Below are 21,176 nucleotides of genomic sequence, written 5' to 3'. Positions count from 1 at the left end.
GATGGAATTAAAAACTCCTCTCGATATAATGAAAATGGCCGTCAAACCAAATTCAAATCGAGAGGAGTTTTGCTCAATGTCGAGCGACAATAGTTTATCACACACAAGATGGAATTGTAAGTATCACATAGTTTTTATACCAAAATACAGAAGGAAAGTAATCTACGGTGAATTAAGAAAAGACATCGGAGCGATTTTAAGACGTCTATGTGAAATGAAAGACGTAGAACTCATAGAAGGACATGCAATGCCAGATCATATACATATGCTGGTTAAAATTCCTCCAAAATTATCCGTATCACAATTCGTAGGCTATTTAAAAGGAAAGAGTTCTTTAATGATTCACGATAGACATGCAAATTTAAAATATAAACACGGAAATCGAACGTTTTGGGCAAAAGGATATTATGTCACTACAGTAGGTCTTAACGAAAAAGCGGTAGCAAAATACATTAGGGAACAAGAAGCTGAAGATCGATTACGTGATCAAATGACGAGTAGAGAATATATAGACCCATTTAAACGAGATTAAAGAACAAATACGGTTGACGGTCAATTAAAAAAGCCCCTTTAGGGGCAGTTAGTAAGGAGCCCTTATAGGGCGTTACTAAAACCGCCTGTTTTACAGGCGGATATTTATTTATATCAAAATTTGAATCCATTTACAGCAGTACTTTTTATCCCACTCACTCCATCCCAAATCAAGTTTTCAATTAAATTTGAAAATAAAAGATATATTTTTTTACGTATGATATATTGTATAAAACTGGAACAATTCACTAAAAAAGTAGGTGTTCATTACGATGCAGTTAACGATACGAGCGACTGGACAAGATGCAAAAGTCATCTCTTATTTATTGGCAAAAAATCCAAATAATTTGTATGAAAGAAGTGTAAATGGTCATTTCATTCGAATGTTTTATAGTCAATTTGCGGAAGAGGAAGTAGAGGTCACCTTTTTTGTAACACCTGATCCAATCGGACTATCATCCAATCAGTCTGAAATCTATGATATTACATCTTACATTAACGATCGGGAGTTTGTTGTGAGTAGTATTTTTTGTACCTTTTTAAGGACGGCTCTTGGTACAGCGTTAAATGGGAAGCCGAAAGAAGATTATATTTCTTGGGTAAACCATTCTTTCCCACTGGAGTTTAGTTTTGGGCCTTTAGCTTCGAATCTATCAAATCTAGAGATTGAAGAACTTTTTCAACCATTAGGGTATGAAGTAGCCATTACATATGGTGAGGTCAATTATCGTGTAAATATTAAAAAGAAAAGTACAGCAAGATATATTACATTAAAAGGTTTGACGACACTTCAAAAAGGTCTTCGTCAGCTTTTTGTACTCATCCCAGTATTGGATAATTATAAACACTATTATATCGATGAAAAAGAAATCAAAAAGATTGAACGTTATGGTGAAGGGTGGTTGGATACCCATCCACAAAGGCAATTCATTTTAAAGCAGGCTTTACGATTTAAAGAAGTGTATAGCTTAGTAGAAAGGCAAAGTGAAGAGAAACAAAATACGGAAGTAGAACAGAAAGTGAGATTAAATGATCTGCGGTATGAAAAAATCATTCAAAAGGTGAATGAATTCAAAAATCGAGATACGATTGTAGATCTCGGTTCGGGGGAAGGGAAACTCTCAGTTAAGTTAGGCTTCGTAGATGGCGTGAAGGAAATTTTAGCTGTGGAACCGTCTGAATCCGAATCGATAAAAGCGCTAAAACGCTTCGAAAAAGTACAGGAAAAAGAGAATTTCGTTATGCCGAAACAAATAATCGGTTCTCTTTTTTACTATGATGAGCGATTAAAAAATAAAGATATCATCATTTTGTGTGAAGTAATTGAACATATCGATGCATATCGCTTACCGAAAATAATGAGAACGATTTTACATGACTATCGGCCAAAGGTATTACTAATTACAACTCCTAACAAGGAGTATAACGAAGTCTATCAATTAGGGGACGGGGCACACCGTCATTCGGATCACCGATTTGAGTGGACGAGGGAAGAATTTTCCGATTGGTGTGAAACACAAAGCGAAGCAAGTGAATATAATGTCACATTTGATGGTATCGGTGAAGAACATGAACTGTACGGTTATCCTACTCAAATGTGTATTTTTACGAGAAAGGAGTTGTAAAAAATGAATATTCGTTTACCTTATGCAGGCATTGTTTTACTTGTAGGCCCTTCCAATAGTGGTAAAACTACTTTGCTAAAACAATTAGTGAATAATGGTCAAATACTTCCTTCCGAAATTGTAAGCTCTGATGAATGTCGAGTATTAGTAAGTGATGTTGAATTTATCGATTGGACACAAAGGCCGAATGATGAGGAAGAAGGATTATTTGATGCATATCAAAAAATATCAGCAGAAGCGTTTAAGCTAATGGATACGATGATTGAAACACGATGCCGGCTTAATAAACTAACCTTTGTGGATGCGACTCATTTATATTCAGATGATCGGAAAAAGTACATATCGATCGCCAATAAGCATCATGTACCAATTGTATCCATTGTATTAGATGTGGATCAAACTGTTTTACTTGAAAGGGATAAAAATCGGGAAAATCCACGGGGAAGTAGAAGAATTAAGCAGCAGCATCAAGTGTTTAAAAGGGAAAAACGATTTATGAAAAAAGAAGGTTACGATAAAACGTACTTTCTCTCCGATACAGATCAAGTGGAGATTTTTAGAGAAAATACAAACCCTGTTCATTTAGATGTTGGCAATGGTATCGATATTATTGGGGATATTCATGGCTGTTATAATGAATTGATACAAGTGCTTCAAAAATTAGGTTACATGAAAAATGACGAAGATTATTATGTACATCCAGAGGGAAGAAAATTTTTATCCCTTGGCGATATTATGAGCCGTGGCCCTAAGTCATTACAAACGATGGAATTTTTCTTACGACATGTTGAAAAGGGTCTTGCCTATATGATTGATAGTAACCACGGATGGAAAATTGCCCGCTGGTTAGACGGTCGAAAAGTGACGTTAAATTATGGCGATGATCTTGTAGAGGAAGAGTTCATTCAATTTGAAGAAGCCTATGGGATAGAAAAAGTGGAGCAATTGAAACATAAGCTAAAACAATTCCTTTTGGCAGCCCCATCCCATTATGTATTAACGAAAAATGGAGTACCTACATTGGTATGTGCCCATGCGGGGATTAAAGATGAATTTATTGGCAAACAATCGGCCCATATAAGTGACTTTTGTCGATATGGCGATAATGAGGGACTAGATGAAACTGGAAAACCGATTCGAAAAGATTGGACAATTCATCATAAAACAAAGACTTTGATCGTATGGGGACATGACCCAAAACCGAAACCATTGATTATGAACAATACCGTTAATATTGATCAAGGCGTCGTCTTTGGTGGGGCATTAACAGCCTATCGATATCCGGAAAGGGAGTTTGTTTCTGTACAAGCTGAAAAAGACTATTCAGAAGGAAAATCAAATCCTTTAATGGAGTTAAAAAAGAAACGGTTAAATCCTCCAAATATTGCTAAATTTTTAAATGGATATTCCGTTTTAACCGAAACCTTTGGAGAAATTAAAATACCAAAGGAGTATGCAATTCCATCTATTGATTTAGTGTCTCATTTTACAGTACCGATTGAAGAGATGATTTATATTCCACCAACAATGAGTCCAACACCAAAGCCTTCAGCATTAGATGATTATTTAGAACATCCAAAAGAAGCAATCGATTACTACCGAAGTATGGGGATTGAACGGATGGTTGCTGAAAAGAAACATATGGGAAGTAGAGGGATTTTGTTTTTATTTAAAGATAAAGATGCTGGTTTCAAATATGTTGGTCGAGAAACCCTTGGTGTAATTTATACACGTACCGGTAGAAAGTTTTTTGATGAAGAAACAGAGGCCAAAATCCTTTCCAAAATAAACAAAGCTTTAACTTCAAAGGATTATTTTCATCAGTATGGAACGGAATTTGTTTTATTAGATGCTGAAATAATGCCATGGAATTTGAAAGCAAAAGAATTGATTAGCAGTTTATATGCCCATGTGTCGGAAAATGCAATTTTAGATCGTCGTTTACTAAAAAGCAAAATCGAAAGGGCAGTAGGGCAAAATGAGGCATTAGTGAAATGGCTTGAAGAGTACAAGGATAAACTGGCCAATGCCCATGTCTTCAAAGAGGTTTTCCAAAAATATTGTTGGGAGATCAATGAAATCGATGAAATCCAAATTGCTCCTTTCCATCTACTTGCCCATAGTAATGAAACCTTCTTCCATAAGCCGCATACATGGCATATGGAGAAAAACAAGGAATTCGCTTCGATGGACAATCTTTTTATTGAAACGGAATATATGGTAATTGAAGATGAAGCAAGTGAAAAAGAGGTAATCAATTGGTGGAACACGATAACAAAGGATGGCCACGAAGGTATTGTCATTAAGCCAGATCCGTTTATTGCAAAATCAAAGGGGAAGCTAGTACAACCCGCTATTAAAGTGCGCGGTAGAAAATATCTCCATATCATTTATGGAATGGATTACTTGGAACAAGAAAACTTGAACCGATTAAAGAAACGAAACGTTGGTAAGAAACAAAAGCTTGCCTTAAGGGAGTTTGCGTTAGGAATAGAAGGTATTCAAAGATTCGTCAATGGTGAATCGATTGAACGAGTACATGAATGTGTTCTTGGAACTCTTTCCATGGAATCGGACCCAGTCGATCCTAGATTATAAGAGGAACAGCCATTGGGAGATCGGGTGTCTAGCACTCGATCTTTTGTTATCTGTTTGATTGGTTCAATTTATAATAAAAAAGCCACTCACACAAACGAAGTGTGAGCGACCTTTATTTCTTTACTTAAAATGTTACTTTAACAGGAAGGTCTTCAGTATAATCGTAATCATCCCAAGAGAATATATGTAATGTCATTTCAAAATCAGACTCTAGAGCAGGGAAATCATATCCTTCAAACTCATTAATTGTTAATGTAGCCGTAGCTGCTTTTCCTGGAGCAACTTCTTGACTCATCGATAGAAGAGTTTCATCTACCATACGACCGTCAGCAGAAACCGTATTAGCTTGAACTTCAATCGTATCAGAACGTTTATTTTCTACGTCGAATACAACTTCAATCGTATTGCCCCAAATGTCATCTGATTTCTTAACGATTTTCACAAGAGTAGCTTTTACATTTTCATTATCAACGATTAATTGATTAATTTCATTTTCATCGTTAGAAGCTTCTTCTGACGCTTTTTCTCCTGCTTCTTGTTCAGTTGAAGTAGCTTTATCAGTATCCACTTTTCCTGATACATTTTCTGAAGTACTTCCACAAGCAGCGAGGGCAAGTGTTAATAGTAATAATAGACCGAATAATAGTTTTTTCATAAATACAATACTCCTAATATAAATTTTGTAATACTTATAAACTATACCAAATTTCCTATGTAATGTCAGTACAAATTATATGGTTTTATTGCTGTAAATTCCCCCTGAAATAACAAAAACTGCCTAATTAGACAATGCTAATTAAGCAGTTCATTGATTTTATATATTAAACTTTCTCGATGTATCCTTTCTCAACTAAAAAGTTGATTAACTGTTCAGTACATTCATCAATTGAATATTGTTCACTGTTTACTACAATTTCTGGATTATCGGGTGCTTCATAAGGAGCACTAATGCCAGTGAAGTTTTTAATTTCATTTTTGCGGGCTTTTTCATAAAGTCCCTTTGGATCTCTTCGTTCACATTCTTCTACAGAACATTTCACATATACTTCGATGAATTCGCCCTCTTCCACTAAAGATCGTACAACATTACGGTCTTCTTTATAAGGAGAGATAAAGGCTGTTAATACAATTTGTCCGCTTTCTACGAAAAGTTTTGATACTTCTCCAATGCGGCGAATATTTTCCTTTCGGGAATCTTCATCAAATCCTAAATCTTTATTTAGACCGTGACGAATATTGTCTCCATCTAAAACAAAGGATTGATTCCCTTGTTCAAATAATCTTCTTGCCAATGAATTGGCGATAGATGACTTTCCTGAAGCGGAAAGGCCTGTAAACCAAAGGATAAAGCTATGATGATGATTTTTTTCTCTTCTTTCAGATTTATTGATCGATGCTTCATGCCATACAATATTTGAACTCATATTACACCTCGTTTTAGGAATGGATTTCTTCGCGTAGTCCTCGGATTAATACTTCGATGACTTCTTTTCGACTAAATGTACTTGGAGGAACTTCTCCATTTCTTAACATTTCACGCACCTTTGTACCAGATAAAATGATGCGAGAAGATGCATCGTGTGGGCATGTTTTTGTCGTAGCCATCCCTTCACAGCTCGTGCAATAGAAACTATGTTCAAATTTTAATGGCGTAATGCCGATTTCTTCCGGTGTGAAGTTTTCAAAAATCTTTTGCGCATCATATGTGCCGTAATAATCTCCAACTCCTGCATGGTCACGACCTACGATAAAGTGAGTGCAACCATAGTTTTTACGAACGAGGGCATGGAAAATTGCTTCCCGTGGACCTGCATAACGCATGGCAGCAAGAAATACTCCTAACTGAACTCGCTCTTTCGGATAATATTGGTCTAATAAAACTTCATAACTTTCCATACGAATTTTAGCTGGAATATCATCGGATTTTGTTTCACCTACTAATGGATTTAAGAAAAGACCGTCCACGATTTCTAACGCTACTTTTTGAATATATTCATGGGCGCGGTGAACGGGGTTTCTTGTTTGGAATCCAACAATCGTTTTCCAACCTTTTTCCTCGAATAATGCCCGTGTTTCTTTCGGCTCAAAGGTATAAGTAGGGAACAATTTCTCCGCTTTTTTAACTAAAGTTATTTTTCCACCAACATACGTATTTGGTCGATCAAGTACTTTCTTCACACCAGGGTGTTTTAAGTCATCAGTACCGTATACTAGTTGGGCTTCTAGCGTTTTATCTGGTGTGAAAATATCATTCACTTCGATAGTTCCGTATACGTCACCTTTATAAGTTAATTTTGCTTTATCGCCAATTTTTAAATTTTCTACCGTTTCGTCGTCAATTGGTAAAGTAATCGGAATACTCCAAACAAGACCAGAAGTAAGACGCATGTTTTTTACGACACTTTCATAATCCGCTTTCGTTAAAAAGCCATCAAGAGGGCTGTATGCACCAATACCGATTAGTTCAAGATCGCTTAATGCGGTTGCATCTAGCTGGATTTCTTTTTCGATTGCTTCAATAGGTTCATTTGGATTGTAAGCTTGAATTAAAACTCCTCCGTGTGGTTGTATGCTCATGTTTTATTGCCTCCTAATCGATTCGTTGATATTAATCGTGTAATCCACATTCTGTTTTATTTAAACCTTGCCATCTTCCAGAGCGTAAGTCATCCATTGTGAATGCTGGTTTTGTACAATGGAAACATCCGATGCTTGGGTAACCTTGGTCATGAAGAGGATTGTAAGTTAAGTCATGTTTACTTACATATCTCCAAACATCTTTCCATGACCAATGGATAAGAGGACAGATTTTAACTGATTGGAACTTTTTATCTTGATTCAGGAACTCGGTATTTTTTCTAGTTTCTGATTGATCTCTACGTAAACCCGAAATCCAAGCTTTTGCCCCTGTTAACGTTTCACGTAAAGGTGTAAGCTTTCGAATTTCACAACATTTATTTGGATTTGTTTTCCATAACTCGTCGCCAAATTGTTTTGCTTGTTCTTCTAAAGTAAGGGCGGGTTTTTTCATTTCGATATTTAATTCAGGATATTTTTCTTTTACTTTTTCAATTGTTTCGTAGGTTTCTTTGAAGTGAACATCTGTATCTAAAAATACGATTTTTGCATCCGGTTTTACTTTCGCAATTAAATCGATTAAGACGATTCCTTCTATGCCAAAGCTACAAGCATAAACAACTTCATCGCCATAATGTTGATAAGCCCATTTTAAAACATTGAGTGCACCTTTATATTCGTCATCTACATCAAACTGAACTAAAGAGTCTTCCCAAGTATCATAAGTAAGCATAATTTTCCCCCTCAAAATAAAATAAAAACGTTTTAATGTACCATCATATGACTGGCTACATTAAAACGCCTCTAGTTGTCTAGTTAGCATTTTATGACGATTATTTAGTTGATTGTTGAATGATGATTTTAAATCTGGAATGATTTTTCCTCAACTTAAAATCCTTACTTTGTTTTAAAGTATACTATATTACTAGAAATAGTCAATTTTAAATTTTGATTTATTGAAACCTTTTAAAAAATTACAAAAATTATAAATTCCTTGTTGACTTATAGGAAATGTTGGATTATTGTATTGCGTAAGATGATTTGGTCCTATTCATCTTACGACTAACACAAAAAAATATGTACCGATCAGACCACTGAAGGTTGCTACATTCCCTTTTTAACGGAGTGCTTGGCAACCTTTTTATTTTTTTAGGGGAGAGGATAAAAGGATGAAAAAGAAATGGTATTTATTTTACGTTGTTTTGACTTCGATTATTTTAGCCGGATGTGGAGAAAAGGAAGATGTCAGTGATACTTCGGCTGATGGAAAGGAGCCAGTTGAAATTTTAAACGTATCTTATGATCCAACTAGGGAGCTTTATGAAGAATTTAATAAACAATTTGCGACTTATTGGGAGGAAGAAACGGGTCAAAAGGTTACTTTCCAACAATCCCACGGCGGCTCTGGGAAGCAAGGGCGTGCAGTCATTGATGGATTAGAAGCGGACGTAGTCACACTTGCCTTAGCTTATGACATTGATGAAATAGCACAAACTCGTCAATTATTAAATGAAGATTGGCAAACAGAATTCGAGAACAATTCATCACCTTATACTTCAACGATTGTATTTTTAGTTCGAAAAGGTAACCCGAAAAATATTCAAGACTGGGATGACTTAACAAAGGAAGGGATATCAGTTATTACGCCAAATCCGAAAACGAGTGGTGGGGCACGTTGGAATTTTTTAGCTGCATGGGGATTTGCAGATAAACAGTTTAATGGAGATGAATCAAAAATTAAGCAATTTATGAAAGATTTATATCGGAATGTGGAAGTGTTAGATTCCGGAGCAAGGGGTGCTACAACAACGTTTGTTGAACGGGAAATTGGAGATGTTCTCATTGCCTGGGAGAACGAAGCTTATCTTTCGTTAAATGAGTTAGGGGAAGATGAGTTTGAAATCGTTACACCATCTTTAAGCATTTTAGCTGAACCACCAGTTGCGATTGTAGATAAAGTAGTTGATAAAAAAGGAACTCGAGAAGTAGCAGAAGCTTATTTAAATTATTTATATACAGAAGAAGGGCAAGAAATTGCAGCGAAAAATTATTACCGTCCACGGAATGAAAAAATTTTAGAACAATATAAAGAGCAATTCCAAACTTTAGATTTAATTACGATTGATGAGTTTGGAGGATGGCAAGAAGCTCAAAAAACTCACTTTGCCGATGGTGGTACATTTGACGAAATCTATCAATAAAAAAGAGAAATGGATGAGAGATATTTTCTATCAATTATTGACTGAATATTGGGTCAATTGATAGACTCCGTTACATTTAGGGTAGTGTCCCAAGCTCTATATCAACTGGATGAAGGGGAAAACAAATGGATATCACGCTCAGAAGAAAGACGAGGAAGAATACGGTTATACCAGGATTTTCATTAACATTAGGATATACCATGCTCTATTTAAGTATCATCGTCATATTGCCCTTATCGATGATATTTTTCAATACACTCTCTATGTCATGGAATGACTTTTATGAAACAATTACACATCCGAGGGTAATAGCGTCCTATAAAGTTAGTTTTGGAACTGCTTTAATAGCTGGAGCGATTAATGTTGCATTTGGCACTGTTATTGCTTGGGTGTTAGTCCGGTACCATTTCCCTGGTAAAAGAATCATAGATGGTTTAGTAGATTTGCCCTTTGCATTGCCGACTGCAGTAGCTGGTATTGCATTAACAACCTTATATGCCCCCAATGGTTGGATTGGGCAATTCTTTCCATTTAAAATTGCTTTTACACCTTTAGGGATTATCATAGCTCTAACGTTTATCGGTTTACCCTTTGTCGTCAGAACTGTACAGCCGGTATTACAAAATATTAGTAAAGAAATTGAAGAAGCTTCTGCGAGTTTAGGTGCTACCCAGTTTCAAACCTTTCGAAAAGTCATATTTCCACAATTATTCCCAGCAATTATTACAGGCTTTTCATTAGCCTTCGCTCGGTCTCTTGGCGAATTTGGTTCGGTCGTGTTTATCGCTGGAAATATGCCGATGGAAACTGAAATTACCCCCCTCATTATTATGACGAAACTAGAACAATACGATTATGTAGGGGCAACCGCTATTGCAACGGTTATGTTAGTCACATCCTTTTTCTTACTGTTTTTGATCAATTTCATTCAATGGTTATCTAATCGGAAGTTTAATCGCAATTAAGGAGGGAGGAAGAACATTGATAGCACCTTTAAAAATAAATAAAGAAACTTCCATGTCGATGAGCCATTCATCGACGAAATCCTATTCGTTACAAGAATCTGCCATTACAAAATGGACGTTAATTATAATTTCCTTATTGTTTTTACTGCTATTTTTAATTTTACCCCTCCTTTCGATTTTCGTAATGGCATTTGAAAAAGGGTGGGAAACATATATTGCTTCCATTACGGAGCCAGATGCCCTGTCGGCAATAAAACTGACACTTATCGTTGCTTCTATTGTTGTACCGTTAAACGCAATATTTGGTTTAGTAGCGGCATGGGCGATTACGAAATTTTCGTTTAAAGGAAAAAATTTTTTAATTACATTAATTGATTTGCCCTTTGCAATTTCGCCAGTCATAGCAGGCTTAATCTTTATTTTGTTATTTGGTGCAGGGGGATATTTTGGGGAATGGCTTCTCCAACATAATTTGAAGATTGTGTTTGCTCTTCCTGGTATTGTTCTCGCTACATTATTTGTCACTTTTCCCTTCATTGTAAGGGAGCTTATTCCTTTAATGCAGATGCAAGGAATTACCGAAGAAGAAGCTTCCATTTCTTTAGGTGCAAGTGGATTAAAAACATTTTTACTTGTAACGTTACCGAATATTAAATGGGGGTTATTATATGGTGTCATTTTATGTAATGCGCGGGCAATGGGAGAATTCGGAGCGGTTTCGGTTGTGTCTGGGCATATTCGCGGAATGACAAATACGATGCCTTTGCATATCGAAATTTTATACAATGAGTATCAATTTACTGCTGCTTTTGCAGTCGCTTCGTTAATGTCCATTTTAGCAATCGTAACAATTATTATTAAAAATTTAATCGAGTGGAAAGCGAAAAACGTATAAGGGGGGATAGATAAATGAGTATTCAAATTCAACAAGTTTCAAAATCATTCGGTACTTTTCATGCTTTAAATGATATTTCCATTGATATTGAATCGGGGGAACTAATTGCACTTCTCGGGCCGTCGGGTTCCGGTAAAACGACTCTGTTACGTATTTTAGCTGGATTAGAATCATTAGACGAAGGCGTTATACGATTCGATGGCCAAAATATAACCAATGTTCATCCGAAAGAAAGGCAAGTAGGGTTTGTCTTCCAACATTATGCGTTATTTCGTCATATGACGGTCTTTGATAACGTGGCATATGGATTAAAAGTACGTCCAAGAAAAACAAGACCTCCAAAAGTGGAAATAACAAAGAAAGTAAATGAATTACTTTCCCTTGTCAAACTCGAGAATTTAGCGAACCGTTATCCGTCCCAATTGTCTGGAGGGCAACGGCAACGGGTCGCATTAGCTCGAGCTTTAGCAGTGGAGCCGAAAGTTTTATTATTGGATGAACCGTTTGGTGCGTTAGATGCGAAAGTTCGAAAAGAGCTAAGGCGTTGGCTACGTAAACTTCATAATGAATTTCATGTAACAAGTATTTTTGTCACCCATGATCAAGAAGAAGCACTCGATGTTGCCAATCGAATCATTGTTATGAATAACGGTAAAATTGAACAAATTGGCAGCCCGGAAGAAGTGTATGAACATCCAAAAAATCCTTTTGTTTATAATTTTTTAGGAAATGTTAACTTATTTAAAGGTCGATTACACAACGGAAAATTAACCCAGGGACAATTGAAAGTTAATGTGGAAAGTTTTCATGGCTCCTATGAAGAAGCGGTTGGGTATGTTCGACCCCATGAAATTCACATTGAAAAAGTGCAGGTAGACAATGAAACCGTTGGAGCGAAAATTGTCCATATTCATGTAGTAGGACCAATTGTTCAAATTGAATTAAGAAGGGAAGATACGGGGGAATATTTGGAGGCTGAAATAACGAAAGAACATTACAAGAAGTTAATTGTTAACAAAGGTGATGTAGTATTTATTCGGCCAAAACAATTGAAAGTCTTTATACCGGAAGATTTTTCAATTTGATCATGAGGTAAGTTGTTCAATTGATTCAATTGAATTAATTTTTTTCACAGTGGGCGAACATAGGAAGAAAGGGTGAAAAGATGAGTAAAAAGCAGGAAAACATTCAACAAGTTTTGAAAAAAATTGAATTAATGCTCTTATCGATGAATTACGGTTCAATCACGCTTGTCGTTCATGATGAACATGTTGTACAAATTGAAAAAAATGAAAAGATACGTTTGCATAAATAAATCCCTTTATAAATAAAAAATGACCTATAAAAAGTTCACTTACGAAGATACGTTAGTGAACTTTTTTTCTTAAATCGTTTATACTTTAAAGTGTGTATATCCATAGCTCAATACTGAAAATAATAAAAAGCAAAATAGGGGATAGATATGATAAAAATTGGTCTAACTGGATGGGGCGATCATCCATCTATTTATCGTACGAATTCTACTAAAAACGAAAAATTATTTGATTACAGCGGACATTTTCCGATTGTGGAAGTCGATACTTCCTTTTATGCAATCCCATCGAGACAAAATATTGAAAAATGGCTAAAGGAAACACCCGATTCCTTTCAATTTATTGTGAAAGCTTATCAAGGGATGACAGGCCATTTACGGGAAGAAAATCCGTATGAATCTAGAAACGAAATGTTTGAAGCTTTTAGACAATGTGCAGAGACATTTCAAAATGCTAATAAATTGGCGATGGTTTTAGTGCAATTCCCACCATGGTTTGATTGTTCTACGAAGCATGTACAATATATACGGTATATAAAAGAACAACTTAGCGATTTTCCTGTTGCCATCGAGTTTCGAAATAAAACTTGGTATAGTGCGGAAAGAAAAAACGAAACGATTCGATTTTTAAAAGACAATGGGTTTATACATACCGTTTGTGATGAACCACAGGCAGGAGTCGGTTCTGTCCCATTTGTCCCGGAAGTGACGGCAAAACGTGCATTAGTTAGAATACATGGTCGTAATGTGTTTGGGTGGCGAAATTCCGGTTCAACAGAAAATTGGAGGGAAGTTCGCTTCTTATATGATTATAACGAGGAGGAACTTTCGGATTTAGCAAATAAAATATTGCAATTGGAACAAAAGTGTGAAGAAGTGTTTGTATTATTCAACAATAATTCTGGTCATCATGCAGCAAAGAATGCTAAAACAATGCAGCAAATGTTAGATGTTCACTTTGAGGGACTTTCTCCAAAGCAATTAGATTTTTTTGAAGGAGAATTTTAATGGAATATATTTTACTAGGAGTCATTGCTCTATTTGCAGGATTAATTGGATCACTCGTCGGATTAGGTGGAGGCGTCATTTTAATTCCCGCTACATTGTTCGTTGGGATTAATCTTAACTACTTTCCTAACATCACACCCCAAAGTGTCGTTGGTTTGTCTGTTATTATGATGGTATTTATCGGAATATCTTCGACAACTTCTTATATGAAAAATAAGCAAGTTGATTTAAAAAGTGGTTTTATCTTTTTTTTAGGTAGTATTCCAGGTACAATCCTAGGCGCCTGGTTAAATCAAGGATTAGGACTTGATTCCTTTAATATCTTTTTTGGAATCATATTAATTGTTTTATCCTCTTTATTAATAGTAAGGGATAAATTAAAGCCAATTAATTGGTTTTTACAAAATGGTGTGAAACGACACTTTGTAGATAATAACGGACAGGAGTTTGTTTATGGCTACCCTATTTGGTTTGCCCTCCTATTTACTTTTATCGTTGGTTTAATTTCAGGATTATTCGGCATTGGAGGAGGTTCGTTAATTGTTCCTGCAATGGTGCTATTGTTCCGCTTTCCTCCCCATGTAGCTGTGGCAACATCCATGTTTATGGTATTTTTATCATCGTTAGTCAACACGGCAAGTCATATTTATTTAGGGGATATTCCTTGGGAATATACGCTCCCGGTAATTATTTGCGCTTATATCGGTGCGAAAATAGGGGCATTTTTAAATAAAAAATTGGAATCCAAAACGGTCGTTTTTATTTTACAGATTGTGATGATGTTTATCGGAATCCGTTCCATATTGGAAGGCTTATTTTAAAGTTCAGGTTAGAACGTTAAACGAAGTACTTTTTTCAGCGCCTTAATTCGGTAGGCCAAATAGGGGAAAGCAAATTTGAAATTATGAGAGATGGTGATCCGTAATGCTTGAGACAATTCATATTTTTCATACGAATGATATACATAGTCATTTTGAATATTGGCGGCGAATGCAGTCGTTCATAAAAAGCCAGCGCATTGAATTTGCCAAATTAGGAGAACCAAGCTTTTTATTCGATATTGGTGATCATCTCGATCGTTCAAATATATATACAGAAGCAACCCTTGGAAAAGGAAATATAAAACTATTAAATGAAGCTGAATATGATGTTGTAACTATCGGTAATAATGAGGGGATTACATTATCCTTTGAAGAATTATATTCACTTTATGATGAAGCGAATTTTGAAGTGGTCGTAGCAAATATTGAGCCAATGGAAGGGGAAAAACCAGAATGGTTGAAATCCTATACGATTTTACAAACAAAGTATGGAACGAAAATTGGGGTTATAGGGGCAACGGCATTATTTGATGCCTTTTATCGAGAATTGAATTGGCAAGTGACAGAGCCAAGAAAAATTTTAGTTCAATTGGCTAATCAGTTAAAAAAAGAGGTTGATATTGTCGTTTGCTTATCCCATCTAGGTGTTACAGAAGATGAACTATTAGCCAATGAATGTCCAAATATCGATGTTATTTTTGGCTCCCATACCCATCATCTATTTGAAAGGGGCAAAGTCGTTAATAACGTGTTATTAACGGGATGTGGGAAGTTTGGCGTATATACTGGTCATTTAACGATACAGTTCGACCATAAAACTCGGAAATTGATTAAAAAAGAAGAAATTGTTATTGAAAATCCGATTCTTCCTGAAACAGAAGAGGAGATGATGTTTCTCTCTAATCTTGCGGAAGAAGGGCAACGGCTTTTAAAGACACCGATCTTTCAAACGACAAGAAGTTACAATAAAGAATGGTTTCACTACTCACAACTATCCCAACTATTTTCAGAAGCAGTACTCGATTTTACCGAAGCAGACTGTACAATGTTCAATGCAGGAATATTCCTCGAAGGCTTAAATAAGGGAATTGTTACAAATTTCGATATTCATAAAATTCTTCCCCATCCGATAAATATATGTGTTATCGAATTAACGGGAAAAGAAATAAAAGAAGTTTATTTACAGGCGCAAAATGAAGAATGGCCATTGCTCGAATTAAAAGGTCTTGGATTTAGAGGTTCTATTTTTGGGAAAATGCTGACCTATGGATTTTCCTTAAATAAGAGCAGAGAACTTTTTATCCAAGGAGAACTAGCTGATCCAAATCGACTATATACCCTTGCTACTTTGGATATGTTTACCTTCGGATACTTCTTCCCAAATTTTAAATATGCGAAAAAGAAATATTATTTACCACTATTTTTACGGGATATATTAATTGAGTATGGAAAGAAACTCTATAATTGACCTTTAATAGGAAGTAAATTCGTTGATGATTGACATAGAATTGAGGTGAATTTTGAATGCGTTTAATATCAATCAATGTCCTAAAAAAGGGTATGGTTATAGGGAGGACCATCTGGAATGAAGCAGGGCTTCCGTTAATACAAAGAAACGTTGTCGTAACGGAGCCTATAATGCATCGATTAAAACAATTAGGAATTCAATATGTGTATATTGAAGATGAAATCTCAAAAGGAATCGAGATTGAGGAAACGGTTCCACTTTCGGTCAGGAAAAAGTCTGTTAAACAAATAACAGAATCCTTTAACCAATTAAAAGGATTATCGAATAAATCCGCCGCACTTGTTTTAGATAAAAAGTCAAAGGAAATTGGTCAATTAGTTGATAATTTGCTCACCTCGATTTTAAGTAGTAATGAAATTTTAACAGTTCTAACGGATACATTGATCTATGACGAATATATTTACCAACATTCTTTCCAAGTGTCTATCTACTCCCTAGCGATTGCAAAAGAGTTGGGGTATTCACGGAATGATTTAAAAACAATTGGGATTGGTGCATTATTACATGATGTAGGGAAGATGTTAATTCCATCAGAAATTTTGTTCAAACAAAGTCGATTAACAGATGAAGAATTTGAAATTATGAAACAACATACAAAAACCGGATTTGATATTTTGCGTAATATACATACGATTTCGTTACTTGTTGCCCATTGTGCCTTTCAGCATCATGAACGAATTGATGGAAGTGGATATCCTCGCGGTCTAGTGGACTCTGAAATACACCCTTATGCTAAAATCATTGCGGTTGCAGATGTTTTTGATGCGGTAACAACAAACCGTGTTTACCGTAATAAAATGTTACCTTCGCAAGGAATTGCCATCATCGAAGAAGGAAGGGGCACCATATTTGATGAACGGGTTGTCGATGCTTTTAAAAAAAGTGTTGTTCATTATCCAAACGGGACTATCTTATTGTTATCTGATGGTCGTAGAGGGATCGTAGTTGAGCAAAATCCCAAAAATGCAGCGTTACCCTTTTTACGAATTTTTGAAGAAAATCATGAACGAATTAACAATACATATGTCATTCATTTAGCCGATGAGCCAAATGTTAAAATAGAGAAAGTCGAATCCGAATATATTGAGTATGTTGAATAGTTATCTCTTCCTGTTCATAAATTGGAGCAGGAGGAGATTTTTTGATTTCTCGGCAGCCGAAGAGAATGATGTTTTACAAACCGAAGAAAATGAAAAAACGGAAAAAATCAAATAGATTTACTTTGTTCGTCGTTGCTTTTGCCGTTTGCGTTACGTTATTTTTATATATATTAAATAATCGATTAATGCCAACTTATGTTCAATATGCTGAAGTTCAAACGAATAAAATAGCAGCCCATGTTGTGAGTAAGGCGATTAATTCAAGAACTTCAAGTGTACTTGATGTAAATGAAATTATAGAAGACTTACCTTCAGAGTCAGATTATATGGTTACGACAAAATTTAATACGGAAATTATTAACCAAGTTCGTGCAGAAACGACTGCTCTCGTGAAGGAACATTTAGAATTAGCAGAGCAAGGGGATTTATCCCAATTACCTGATTTGGAGAATGTAGAATATGATGTAAGTGAAATTCAAAAGGGAGACGGCATAGTCTTTTTCGTTCCTATTGCCCAAGCACTAAATCTCCCGCTATTAGGAAACTTAGGGCCGAGGGTACCCATTCGGTTTCATATTATCGGAAATGTAAATAGTGATGTGGCGACATCCTTTAAAGAGTTTGGGATAAATAATGCCTTAGTTGAAGTAAATATTCATCTAACCGTTACTGTTCAAATTATTATTCCTTTTGCTAGTCAACAATCAACCGTTCAACAAACGATTCCGGTTGCGATAGGTTTAGTACGTGGCCAAGTTCCTCACATTTATACACAAGGTGGAGATGGAGCACAGCCATCCATTGAGGTACCAGTTCCATATAATTAACACAAAAAAATTATCGCCAAGTAAATTTTAACTTTTTTGAAAGTTAGTTGTATTCATTTGACCTAGTATGTTACATTGTCATCAGTATGTATAATTTTTGTTTTATTTTGATAGGGGCTGAAAAATATGACAAGTAAACCAACTAATGATAAAGAACAAATTTTACGTAAACCTGAATGGCTAAAAATTAAATTAAACACAAATGATGAATATAAAGGGCTAAAAAAGTTAATGCGCGAGAAAAATTTACATACTGTATGTGAAGAAGCGCGCTGTCCAAATATCCATGAATGTTGGGGCGAAAGAAGAACGGCTACTATGATGATACTTGGGGCAGTATGTACTCGAGCATGTCGTTTCTGTGCAGTTAAAACCGGTTTGCCAAATGAACTCGATTTAGCTGAACCAGAACGTGTTGCAGATTCTGTTCAAATTATGAATTTAAAACATGTCGTCATTACAATGGTTGCCCGAGATGATTTGAAAGATGGTGGAGCTGGTGTGCTAGCTGAAACCGTTCGCGCTATTCGCCGTAAGTCACCTCAAACTTCTGTGGAAGTATTACCTTCAGACTTAGGTGGACTAGAGGAAAATTTAAAAATGGTAATGGATGCAAAACCAGATATTTTAAATCATAATATCGAAACGGTTCGACGTTTAACGCCAAGAGTTCGTGCCCGTGCCAAATACGATCGTTCTCTAGAATTTTTAAGAAGAGCAAAGGAAATGCAACCGGACATTCCGACAAAATCTTCGTTAATGATTGGTCTTGGTGAAGAATGGGATGAAATTTTAGAAGTAATGGACGATTTACGTGCGAATGATGTAGACATTATGACGATTGGCCAATATTTACAACCGACGAAAAAACATTTACCTGTAAAAAAATATTATACACCATTAGAATTTGGTAAATTACGCAAAATTGCAATGGAAAAAGGATTTAAGCATTGCCAAGCAGGGCCATTAGTACGTAGTAGTTACCATGCTGATGAGCAAGTAAATGAAGCAACGAAGGCAAGACAGTTACAAGCAGAAATATAAAATTTTTGCCCTTTATCTTACGAAAGAGATAAGCATTAATGGAAAGAAGATGAACCAATATTCTACACTGTAAGCAGTCGATAGTGTAAAATAGGTCCAGATGATTTGTATAGAAAGGGGGAGTTTCGATGATTATAGCAGAAGGATATGCCTATGAAATAGTCGAGAATGTCCGTGATGGATTTCAACAGGATGCCTTTATAGCTAGATACTCAGATATATTAACAAAATATGATTATATCGTTGGTGACTGGGGTTACGGACAGCTTCGTTTAAAAGGCTTTTTTGACGACAAAAACCAAAAAGCAACCTTTGATACGAGAATCAGTACTTTTGAAGATTATTTATTTGAGTATTGTAATTTTGGCTGTGCTTACTTTATTTTAAAGAAAATTGGGAAAGCGCCAAGTCAAGTTGAAGCCATTTCCAAAGTAGAGTCTATAGAAGTGGAACAAACTCCCGAAGAGATAGAACAACAATAATAGAATGCCGTGATGCTAACCTATAGCAACACGGCATTTTTTTATGCTAATAATTCTGTTAAATATTCTCTTAAATCTTCCGCTTCTTCTTCCGATTTATTAAAAACGTGTTCCAAGTAGCCTGGTTCTTCTACATCATCTTGTCCAATAATCGCAAAGCGCCCCATTTGCATGTCTAGTACTAACACTTTTCCGAAAAATCGAGTAGACTGCATAATAGCTAAATCATATCGTAATTTTTTCCCTGTGAAACTAACAAATCTAGTTTTTGTATCTTCTACATCATCATATAAGAAAAATCGCTCCATATTGTATAGTACTCCTTCCAATTCTCTAGAATATGTTACTATAGAAGAGAAAGTACTATCAACCTTTTTAGATTTGAATGGGGGAACCATTATGTATTTTGTAGATCGAAATAAAATAACAATTACGTTAAAACATTTAGATGAGATACTATCAATTTTTGAAAAAGAAGAGAATTGGCTAAAAGATGATATTTCAAAATTAGCTTTACAACGCATTGCCCATAATACTATGGAAGCAATGATGGATGTAGGGAATTATATTATAGATGGATTTATTATGCGTGATCCTGGTAGTTATGAAGACATCATCGATATATTAATCGATGAAAAAGTTGTAACGAGTGAAATGGAAAAGCCTTTAAAAGACGTTGTAGGCTTGAGAAAAATGATCGTAAGGGAATTTATTAACGTGGATAATGAACATGTGTTAAAAGTGCTAACAGATAGTTTAAATGCGATTAAACAATTCTCTCCATTAGTAGCGGCTTACTTAGAAAACGAACTTGGTCCTGTTTCAGCCTTTTTACCGGAGAATGAGGCATGAAAAACTATAAAGCCTATTGTTTCGATTTAGACGGAACAGTGTATCGAGGAAAAAAAGGTATTGATTCAGCAGTTCGTTTTATTCATCAGTTACAACAAGAAAATATCGATTATTTTTTCGTAACGAACAATTCGTCCAAAACAAGGGAGCAACTGCAACAGGCTTTAGCCAATATTGGAATTGATACACCAACTTTTCGCATTTATTCGAGTGCATTAACGACGGCTAAATATGTTGCAGAACATTTTGATAAGGCGACGATTTTTATGGTCGGTTCAGATGGAATTCGTACAGCATTAGAGGCAGAAGGAATACGAATAGTGGACACAGATGAAGCGAGACCAGATGTAGTTGTAATGGGCATTGATCGAACGGTAGACTATATGAAATTAGTAAAAGCTTCCCTCGCTGTTCAAGGTGGAGCAAAATTAATTGGGACGAATGAAGATGTCCGATTCCCTTCTGAACTAGGGTTCCTACCTGGTAACGGTTCCTTTGTCAATTTAGTAGCGAATGTCGCTGCAGTTGAACCGACTTATATTGGAAAACCTTCCCCAGTCATGCTTGAAGTCATCCAGCAAGAGTTTGGATTGGCAAAAGAGGATATGGTCATGGTTGGTGACAATTATGATACAGATATTTTATGTGGTATTCGATTTGGCTGTGATACAATTCATGTCAACACTGGAGTAACTAGTACTTCTATAGTGTTACAGAAGGATCAAAAACCAACCTATTGTGTAGAAAACTTAGATGAAGTAAAAATATAAAGAAATCCGCGTACGTAACAGTGCGCGGATTTCTTTATGG

General features: G+C 35.7%; 22 protein-coding genes. 17 read left to right on the top strand and 5 right to left on the bottom strand.

The window, feature by feature from the left end; all coding sequences use genetic code 11:
• The first annotated feature begins 76 nt into the window (after positions 1-76).
• The 3 genes from tnpA (at position 77) to MHH69_RS13450 (ending at position 4,754) form a co-directional block, all read left to right on the top strand.
• The gene (gene tnpA, locus MHH69_RS13460) at positions 77-532 is read left to right on the top strand and encodes an IS200/IS605 family transposase (protein WP_341362949.1); all 456 of its coding nucleotides are present in this window, start codon (positions 77-79) and stop codon (positions 530-532) included.
• 271 nt (positions 533-803) lie between these two features.
• Positions 804-2,156, top strand: a complete 1,353-nt coding sequence (locus MHH69_RS13455) for a 3' terminal RNA ribose 2'-O-methyltransferase Hen1 (RefSeq protein WP_122972158.1) — start codon at positions 804-806, stop codon at positions 2,154-2,156.
• A gap of 3 nt (positions 2,157-2,159) precedes the next feature.
• Complete coding sequence (locus MHH69_RS13450; RefSeq protein ID WP_341362512.1) at positions 2,160-4,754, top strand: polynucleotide kinase-phosphatase; 2,595 nt, start codon at positions 2,160-2,162, stop codon at positions 4,752-4,754.
• Positions 4,755-4,878: 124 nt separating this feature from the next.
• Here MHH69_RS13450 and MHH69_RS13445 read toward each other — a convergent pair whose 3' ends face one another.
• From MHH69_RS13445 to MHH69_RS13430, 4 genes are all read right to left on the bottom strand, one after another.
• Positions 4,879-5,409, bottom strand: coding sequence for a hypothetical protein (locus MHH69_RS13445; protein WP_341362511.1), 531 nt, complete (start codon positions 5,407-5,409; stop codon positions 4,879-4,881).
• Between the two features lie 166 nt (positions 5,410-5,575).
• On the bottom strand, positions 5,576-6,178 hold the full coding sequence (cysC, locus tag MHH69_RS13440; protein WP_341362510.1) for an adenylyl-sulfate kinase: 603 nt from the start codon (positions 6,176-6,178) through the stop codon (positions 5,576-5,578).
• 13 nt (positions 6,179-6,191) lie between these two features.
• Positions 6,192-7,331: a sulfate adenylyltransferase gene (gene sat / locus MHH69_RS13435; protein ID WP_341362509.1), complete on the bottom strand. Its 1,140-nt coding sequence runs from the start codon at positions 7,329-7,331 to the stop codon at positions 6,192-6,194.
• Positions 7,332-7,362: 31 nt separating this feature from the next.
• On the bottom strand, positions 7,363-8,064 hold the full coding sequence (locus MHH69_RS13430; RefSeq protein WP_122972163.1) for a phosphoadenylyl-sulfate reductase: 702 nt from the start codon (positions 8,062-8,064) through the stop codon (positions 7,363-7,365).
• Between the two features lie 436 nt (positions 8,065-8,500).
• On the opposite strand from MHH69_RS13430, the gene MHH69_RS13425 reads away from it, so the two are divergent.
• From MHH69_RS13425 to MHH69_RS13370, 12 genes are all read left to right on the top strand, one after another.
• Entirely contained in the window at positions 8,501-9,532 is a 1,032-nt protein-coding gene (locus MHH69_RS13425) for a sulfate ABC transporter substrate-binding protein (protein ID WP_341362508.1), read from the top strand.
• A gap of 125 nt (positions 9,533-9,657) precedes the next feature.
• Complete coding sequence (gene cysT, locus MHH69_RS13420; protein WP_341362507.1) at positions 9,658-10,497, top strand: sulfate ABC transporter permease subunit CysT; 840 nt, start codon at positions 9,658-9,660, stop codon at positions 10,495-10,497.
• A gap of 58 nt (positions 10,498-10,555) precedes the next feature.
• On the top strand, positions 10,556-11,392 hold the full coding sequence (gene cysW / locus MHH69_RS13415; protein ID WP_341362977.1) for a sulfate ABC transporter permease subunit CysW: 837 nt from the start codon (positions 10,556-10,558) through the stop codon (positions 11,390-11,392).
• A gap of 14 nt (positions 11,393-11,406) precedes the next feature.
• Entirely contained in the window at positions 11,407-12,477 is a 1,071-nt protein-coding gene (locus MHH69_RS13410; RefSeq protein ID WP_341362506.1) for a sulfate/molybdate ABC transporter ATP-binding protein, read from the top strand.
• 80 nt (positions 12,478-12,557) lie between these two features.
• Positions 12,558-12,707, top strand: coding sequence for a YezD family protein (locus tag MHH69_RS13405; protein ID WP_191708770.1), 150 nt, complete (start codon positions 12,558-12,560; stop codon positions 12,705-12,707).
• Positions 12,708-12,854: 147 nt separating this feature from the next.
• Positions 12,855-13,712, top strand: coding sequence for a DUF72 domain-containing protein (locus MHH69_RS13400; protein WP_341362505.1), 858 nt, complete (start codon positions 12,855-12,857; stop codon positions 13,710-13,712).
• Positions 13,712-14,533 (top strand): sulfite exporter TauE/SafE family protein, encoded by an 822-nt coding sequence (locus MHH69_RS13395; RefSeq protein WP_122972165.1) that lies wholly within the window; start codon positions 13,712-13,714, stop codon positions 14,531-14,533. Before MHH69_RS13400 ends, MHH69_RS13395 begins: the two co-directional genes overlap by 1 nt.
• 103 nt (positions 14,534-14,636) lie before the next feature.
• Positions 14,637-16,001 carry a bifunctional metallophosphatase/5'-nucleotidase gene (locus tag MHH69_RS13390; protein ID WP_341362504.1) on the top strand — a complete coding sequence of 455 codons (1,365 nt, stop codon included), beginning with the start codon at positions 14,637-14,639 and terminating at the stop codon, positions 15,999-16,001.
• Between the two features lie 56 nt (positions 16,002-16,057).
• Positions 16,058-17,161: an HD-GYP domain-containing protein gene (locus MHH69_RS13385; RefSeq protein ID WP_122972167.1), complete on the top strand. Its 1,104-nt coding sequence runs from the start codon at positions 16,058-16,060 to the stop codon at positions 17,159-17,161.
• A gap of 89 nt (positions 17,162-17,250) precedes the next feature.
• Positions 17,251-17,988 (top strand): sporulation protein YunB, encoded by a 738-nt coding sequence (yunB, locus tag MHH69_RS13380; protein ID WP_406928197.1) that lies wholly within the window; start codon positions 17,251-17,253, stop codon positions 17,986-17,988.
• 126 nt (positions 17,989-18,114) lie between these two features.
• Positions 18,115-19,032 (top strand): lipoyl synthase, encoded by a 918-nt coding sequence (gene lipA, locus MHH69_RS13375; protein WP_341362503.1) that lies wholly within the window; start codon positions 18,115-18,117, stop codon positions 19,030-19,032.
• Positions 19,033-19,160: 128 nt separating this feature from the next.
• The gene (locus MHH69_RS13370) at positions 19,161-19,514 is read left to right on the top strand and encodes a YutD family protein (protein WP_122972169.1); all 354 of its coding nucleotides are present in this window, start codon (positions 19,161-19,163) and stop codon (positions 19,512-19,514) included.
• 41 nt (positions 19,515-19,555) lie between these two features.
• On the opposite strand, the gene MHH69_RS13365 is transcribed toward MHH69_RS13370, so the two are convergent.
• Complete coding sequence (locus MHH69_RS13365) at positions 19,556-19,822, bottom strand: DUF3055 domain-containing protein (RefSeq protein ID WP_122972170.1); 267 nt, start codon at positions 19,820-19,822, stop codon at positions 19,556-19,558.
• Positions 19,823-19,913: 91 nt separating this feature from the next.
• Here MHH69_RS13365 and MHH69_RS13360 point away from each other — a divergent pair, with 91 nt between their 5' ends.
• Complete coding sequence (locus tag MHH69_RS13360; protein WP_122972171.1) at positions 19,914-20,366, top strand: DUF86 domain-containing protein; 453 nt, start codon at positions 19,914-19,916, stop codon at positions 20,364-20,366.
• Positions 20,363-21,136 carry a TIGR01457 family HAD-type hydrolase gene (locus MHH69_RS13355; protein ID WP_122972172.1) on the top strand — a complete coding sequence of 258 codons (774 nt, stop codon included), beginning with the start codon at positions 20,363-20,365 and terminating at the stop codon, positions 21,134-21,136. The genes MHH69_RS13360 and MHH69_RS13355 overlap by 4 nt, the downstream gene beginning before the upstream one ends.
• Positions 21,137-21,176: the final 40 nt, after the last annotated feature.

The organism is Ureibacillus sp. FSL E2-3493, from assembly GCF_038077515.1.
GTDB lineage: Bacteria > Bacillota > Bacilli > Bacillales_A > Planococcaceae > Ureibacillus > Ureibacillus halotolerans.
This window is presented reverse-complemented; position numbering and strand designations above follow the sequence as displayed.

Excerpts from the sequence above, each read along its gene's own strand:
- MHH69_RS13430 (WP_122972163.1), bottom strand. The coding sequence starts at position 8,064 with ATGCTTACTTATGATACTTGGGAAGACTCTTTAGTTCAGTTTGATGTA.
- cysC (WP_341362510.1), bottom strand. The coding sequence starts at position 6,178 with ATGAGTTCAAATATTGTATGGCATGAAGCATCGATCAATAAATCTGAA.
- MHH69_RS13410 (WP_341362506.1), top strand. The coding sequence starts at position 11,407 with ATGAGTATTCAAATTCAACAAGTTTCAAAATCATTCGGTACTTTTCAT.
- cysW (WP_341362977.1), top strand. The coding sequence starts at position 10,556 with ATGAGCCATTCATCGACGAAATCCTATTCGTTACAAGAATCTGCCATT.
- MHH69_RS13425 (WP_341362508.1), top strand. The coding sequence starts at position 8,501 with ATGAAAAAGAAATGGTATTTATTTTACGTTGTTTTGACTTCGATTATT.
- MHH69_RS13400 (WP_341362505.1), top strand. The coding sequence starts at position 12,855 with ATGATAAAAATTGGTCTAACTGGATGGGGCGATCATCCATCTATTTAT.
- yunB (WP_406928197.1), top strand. The coding sequence starts at position 17,251 with ATGAAAAAACGGAAAAAATCAAATAGATTTACTTTGTTCGTCGTTGCT.
- MHH69_RS13405 (WP_191708770.1), top strand. The coding sequence starts at position 12,558 with ATGAGTAAAAAGCAGGAAAACATTCAACAAGTTTTGAAAAAAATTGAA.
- MHH69_RS13365 (WP_122972170.1), bottom strand. The coding sequence starts at position 19,822 with ATGGAGCGATTTTTCTTATATGATGATGTAGAAGATACAAAAACTAGA.
- tnpA (WP_341362949.1), top strand. The coding sequence starts at position 77 with ATGTCGAGCGACAATAGTTTATCACACACAAGATGGAATTGTAAGTAT.
- MHH69_RS13445 (WP_341362511.1), bottom strand. The coding sequence starts at position 5,409 with ATGAAAAAACTATTATTCGGTCTATTATTACTATTAACACTTGCCCTC.
- MHH69_RS13385 (WP_122972167.1), top strand. The coding sequence starts at position 16,058 with ATGCGTTTAATATCAATCAATGTCCTAAAAAAGGGTATGGTTATAGGG.
- MHH69_RS13455 (WP_122972158.1), top strand. The coding sequence starts at position 804 with ATGCAGTTAACGATACGAGCGACTGGACAAGATGCAAAAGTCATCTCT.
- MHH69_RS13390 (WP_341362504.1), top strand. The coding sequence starts at position 14,637 with ATGCTTGAGACAATTCATATTTTTCATACGAATGATATACATAGTCAT.
- MHH69_RS13355 (WP_122972172.1), top strand. The coding sequence starts at position 20,363 with ATGAAAAACTATAAAGCCTATTGTTTCGATTTAGACGGAACAGTGTAT.
- MHH69_RS13360 (WP_122972171.1), top strand. The coding sequence starts at position 19,914 with ATGTATTTTGTAGATCGAAATAAAATAACAATTACGTTAAAACATTTA.
- cysT (WP_341362507.1), top strand. The coding sequence starts at position 9,658 with ATGGATATCACGCTCAGAAGAAAGACGAGGAAGAATACGGTTATACCA.
- MHH69_RS13370 (WP_122972169.1), top strand. The coding sequence starts at position 19,161 with ATGATTATAGCAGAAGGATATGCCTATGAAATAGTCGAGAATGTCCGT.
- lipA (WP_341362503.1), top strand. The coding sequence starts at position 18,115 with ATGACAAGTAAACCAACTAATGATAAAGAACAAATTTTACGTAAACCT.
- sat (WP_341362509.1), bottom strand. The coding sequence starts at position 7,331 with ATGAGCATACAACCACACGGAGGAGTTTTAATTCAAGCTTACAATCCA.
- MHH69_RS13395 (WP_122972165.1), top strand. The coding sequence starts at position 13,712 with ATGGAATATATTTTACTAGGAGTCATTGCTCTATTTGCAGGATTAATT.
- MHH69_RS13450 (WP_341362512.1), top strand. The coding sequence starts at position 2,160 with ATGAATATTCGTTTACCTTATGCAGGCATTGTTTTACTTGTAGGCCCT.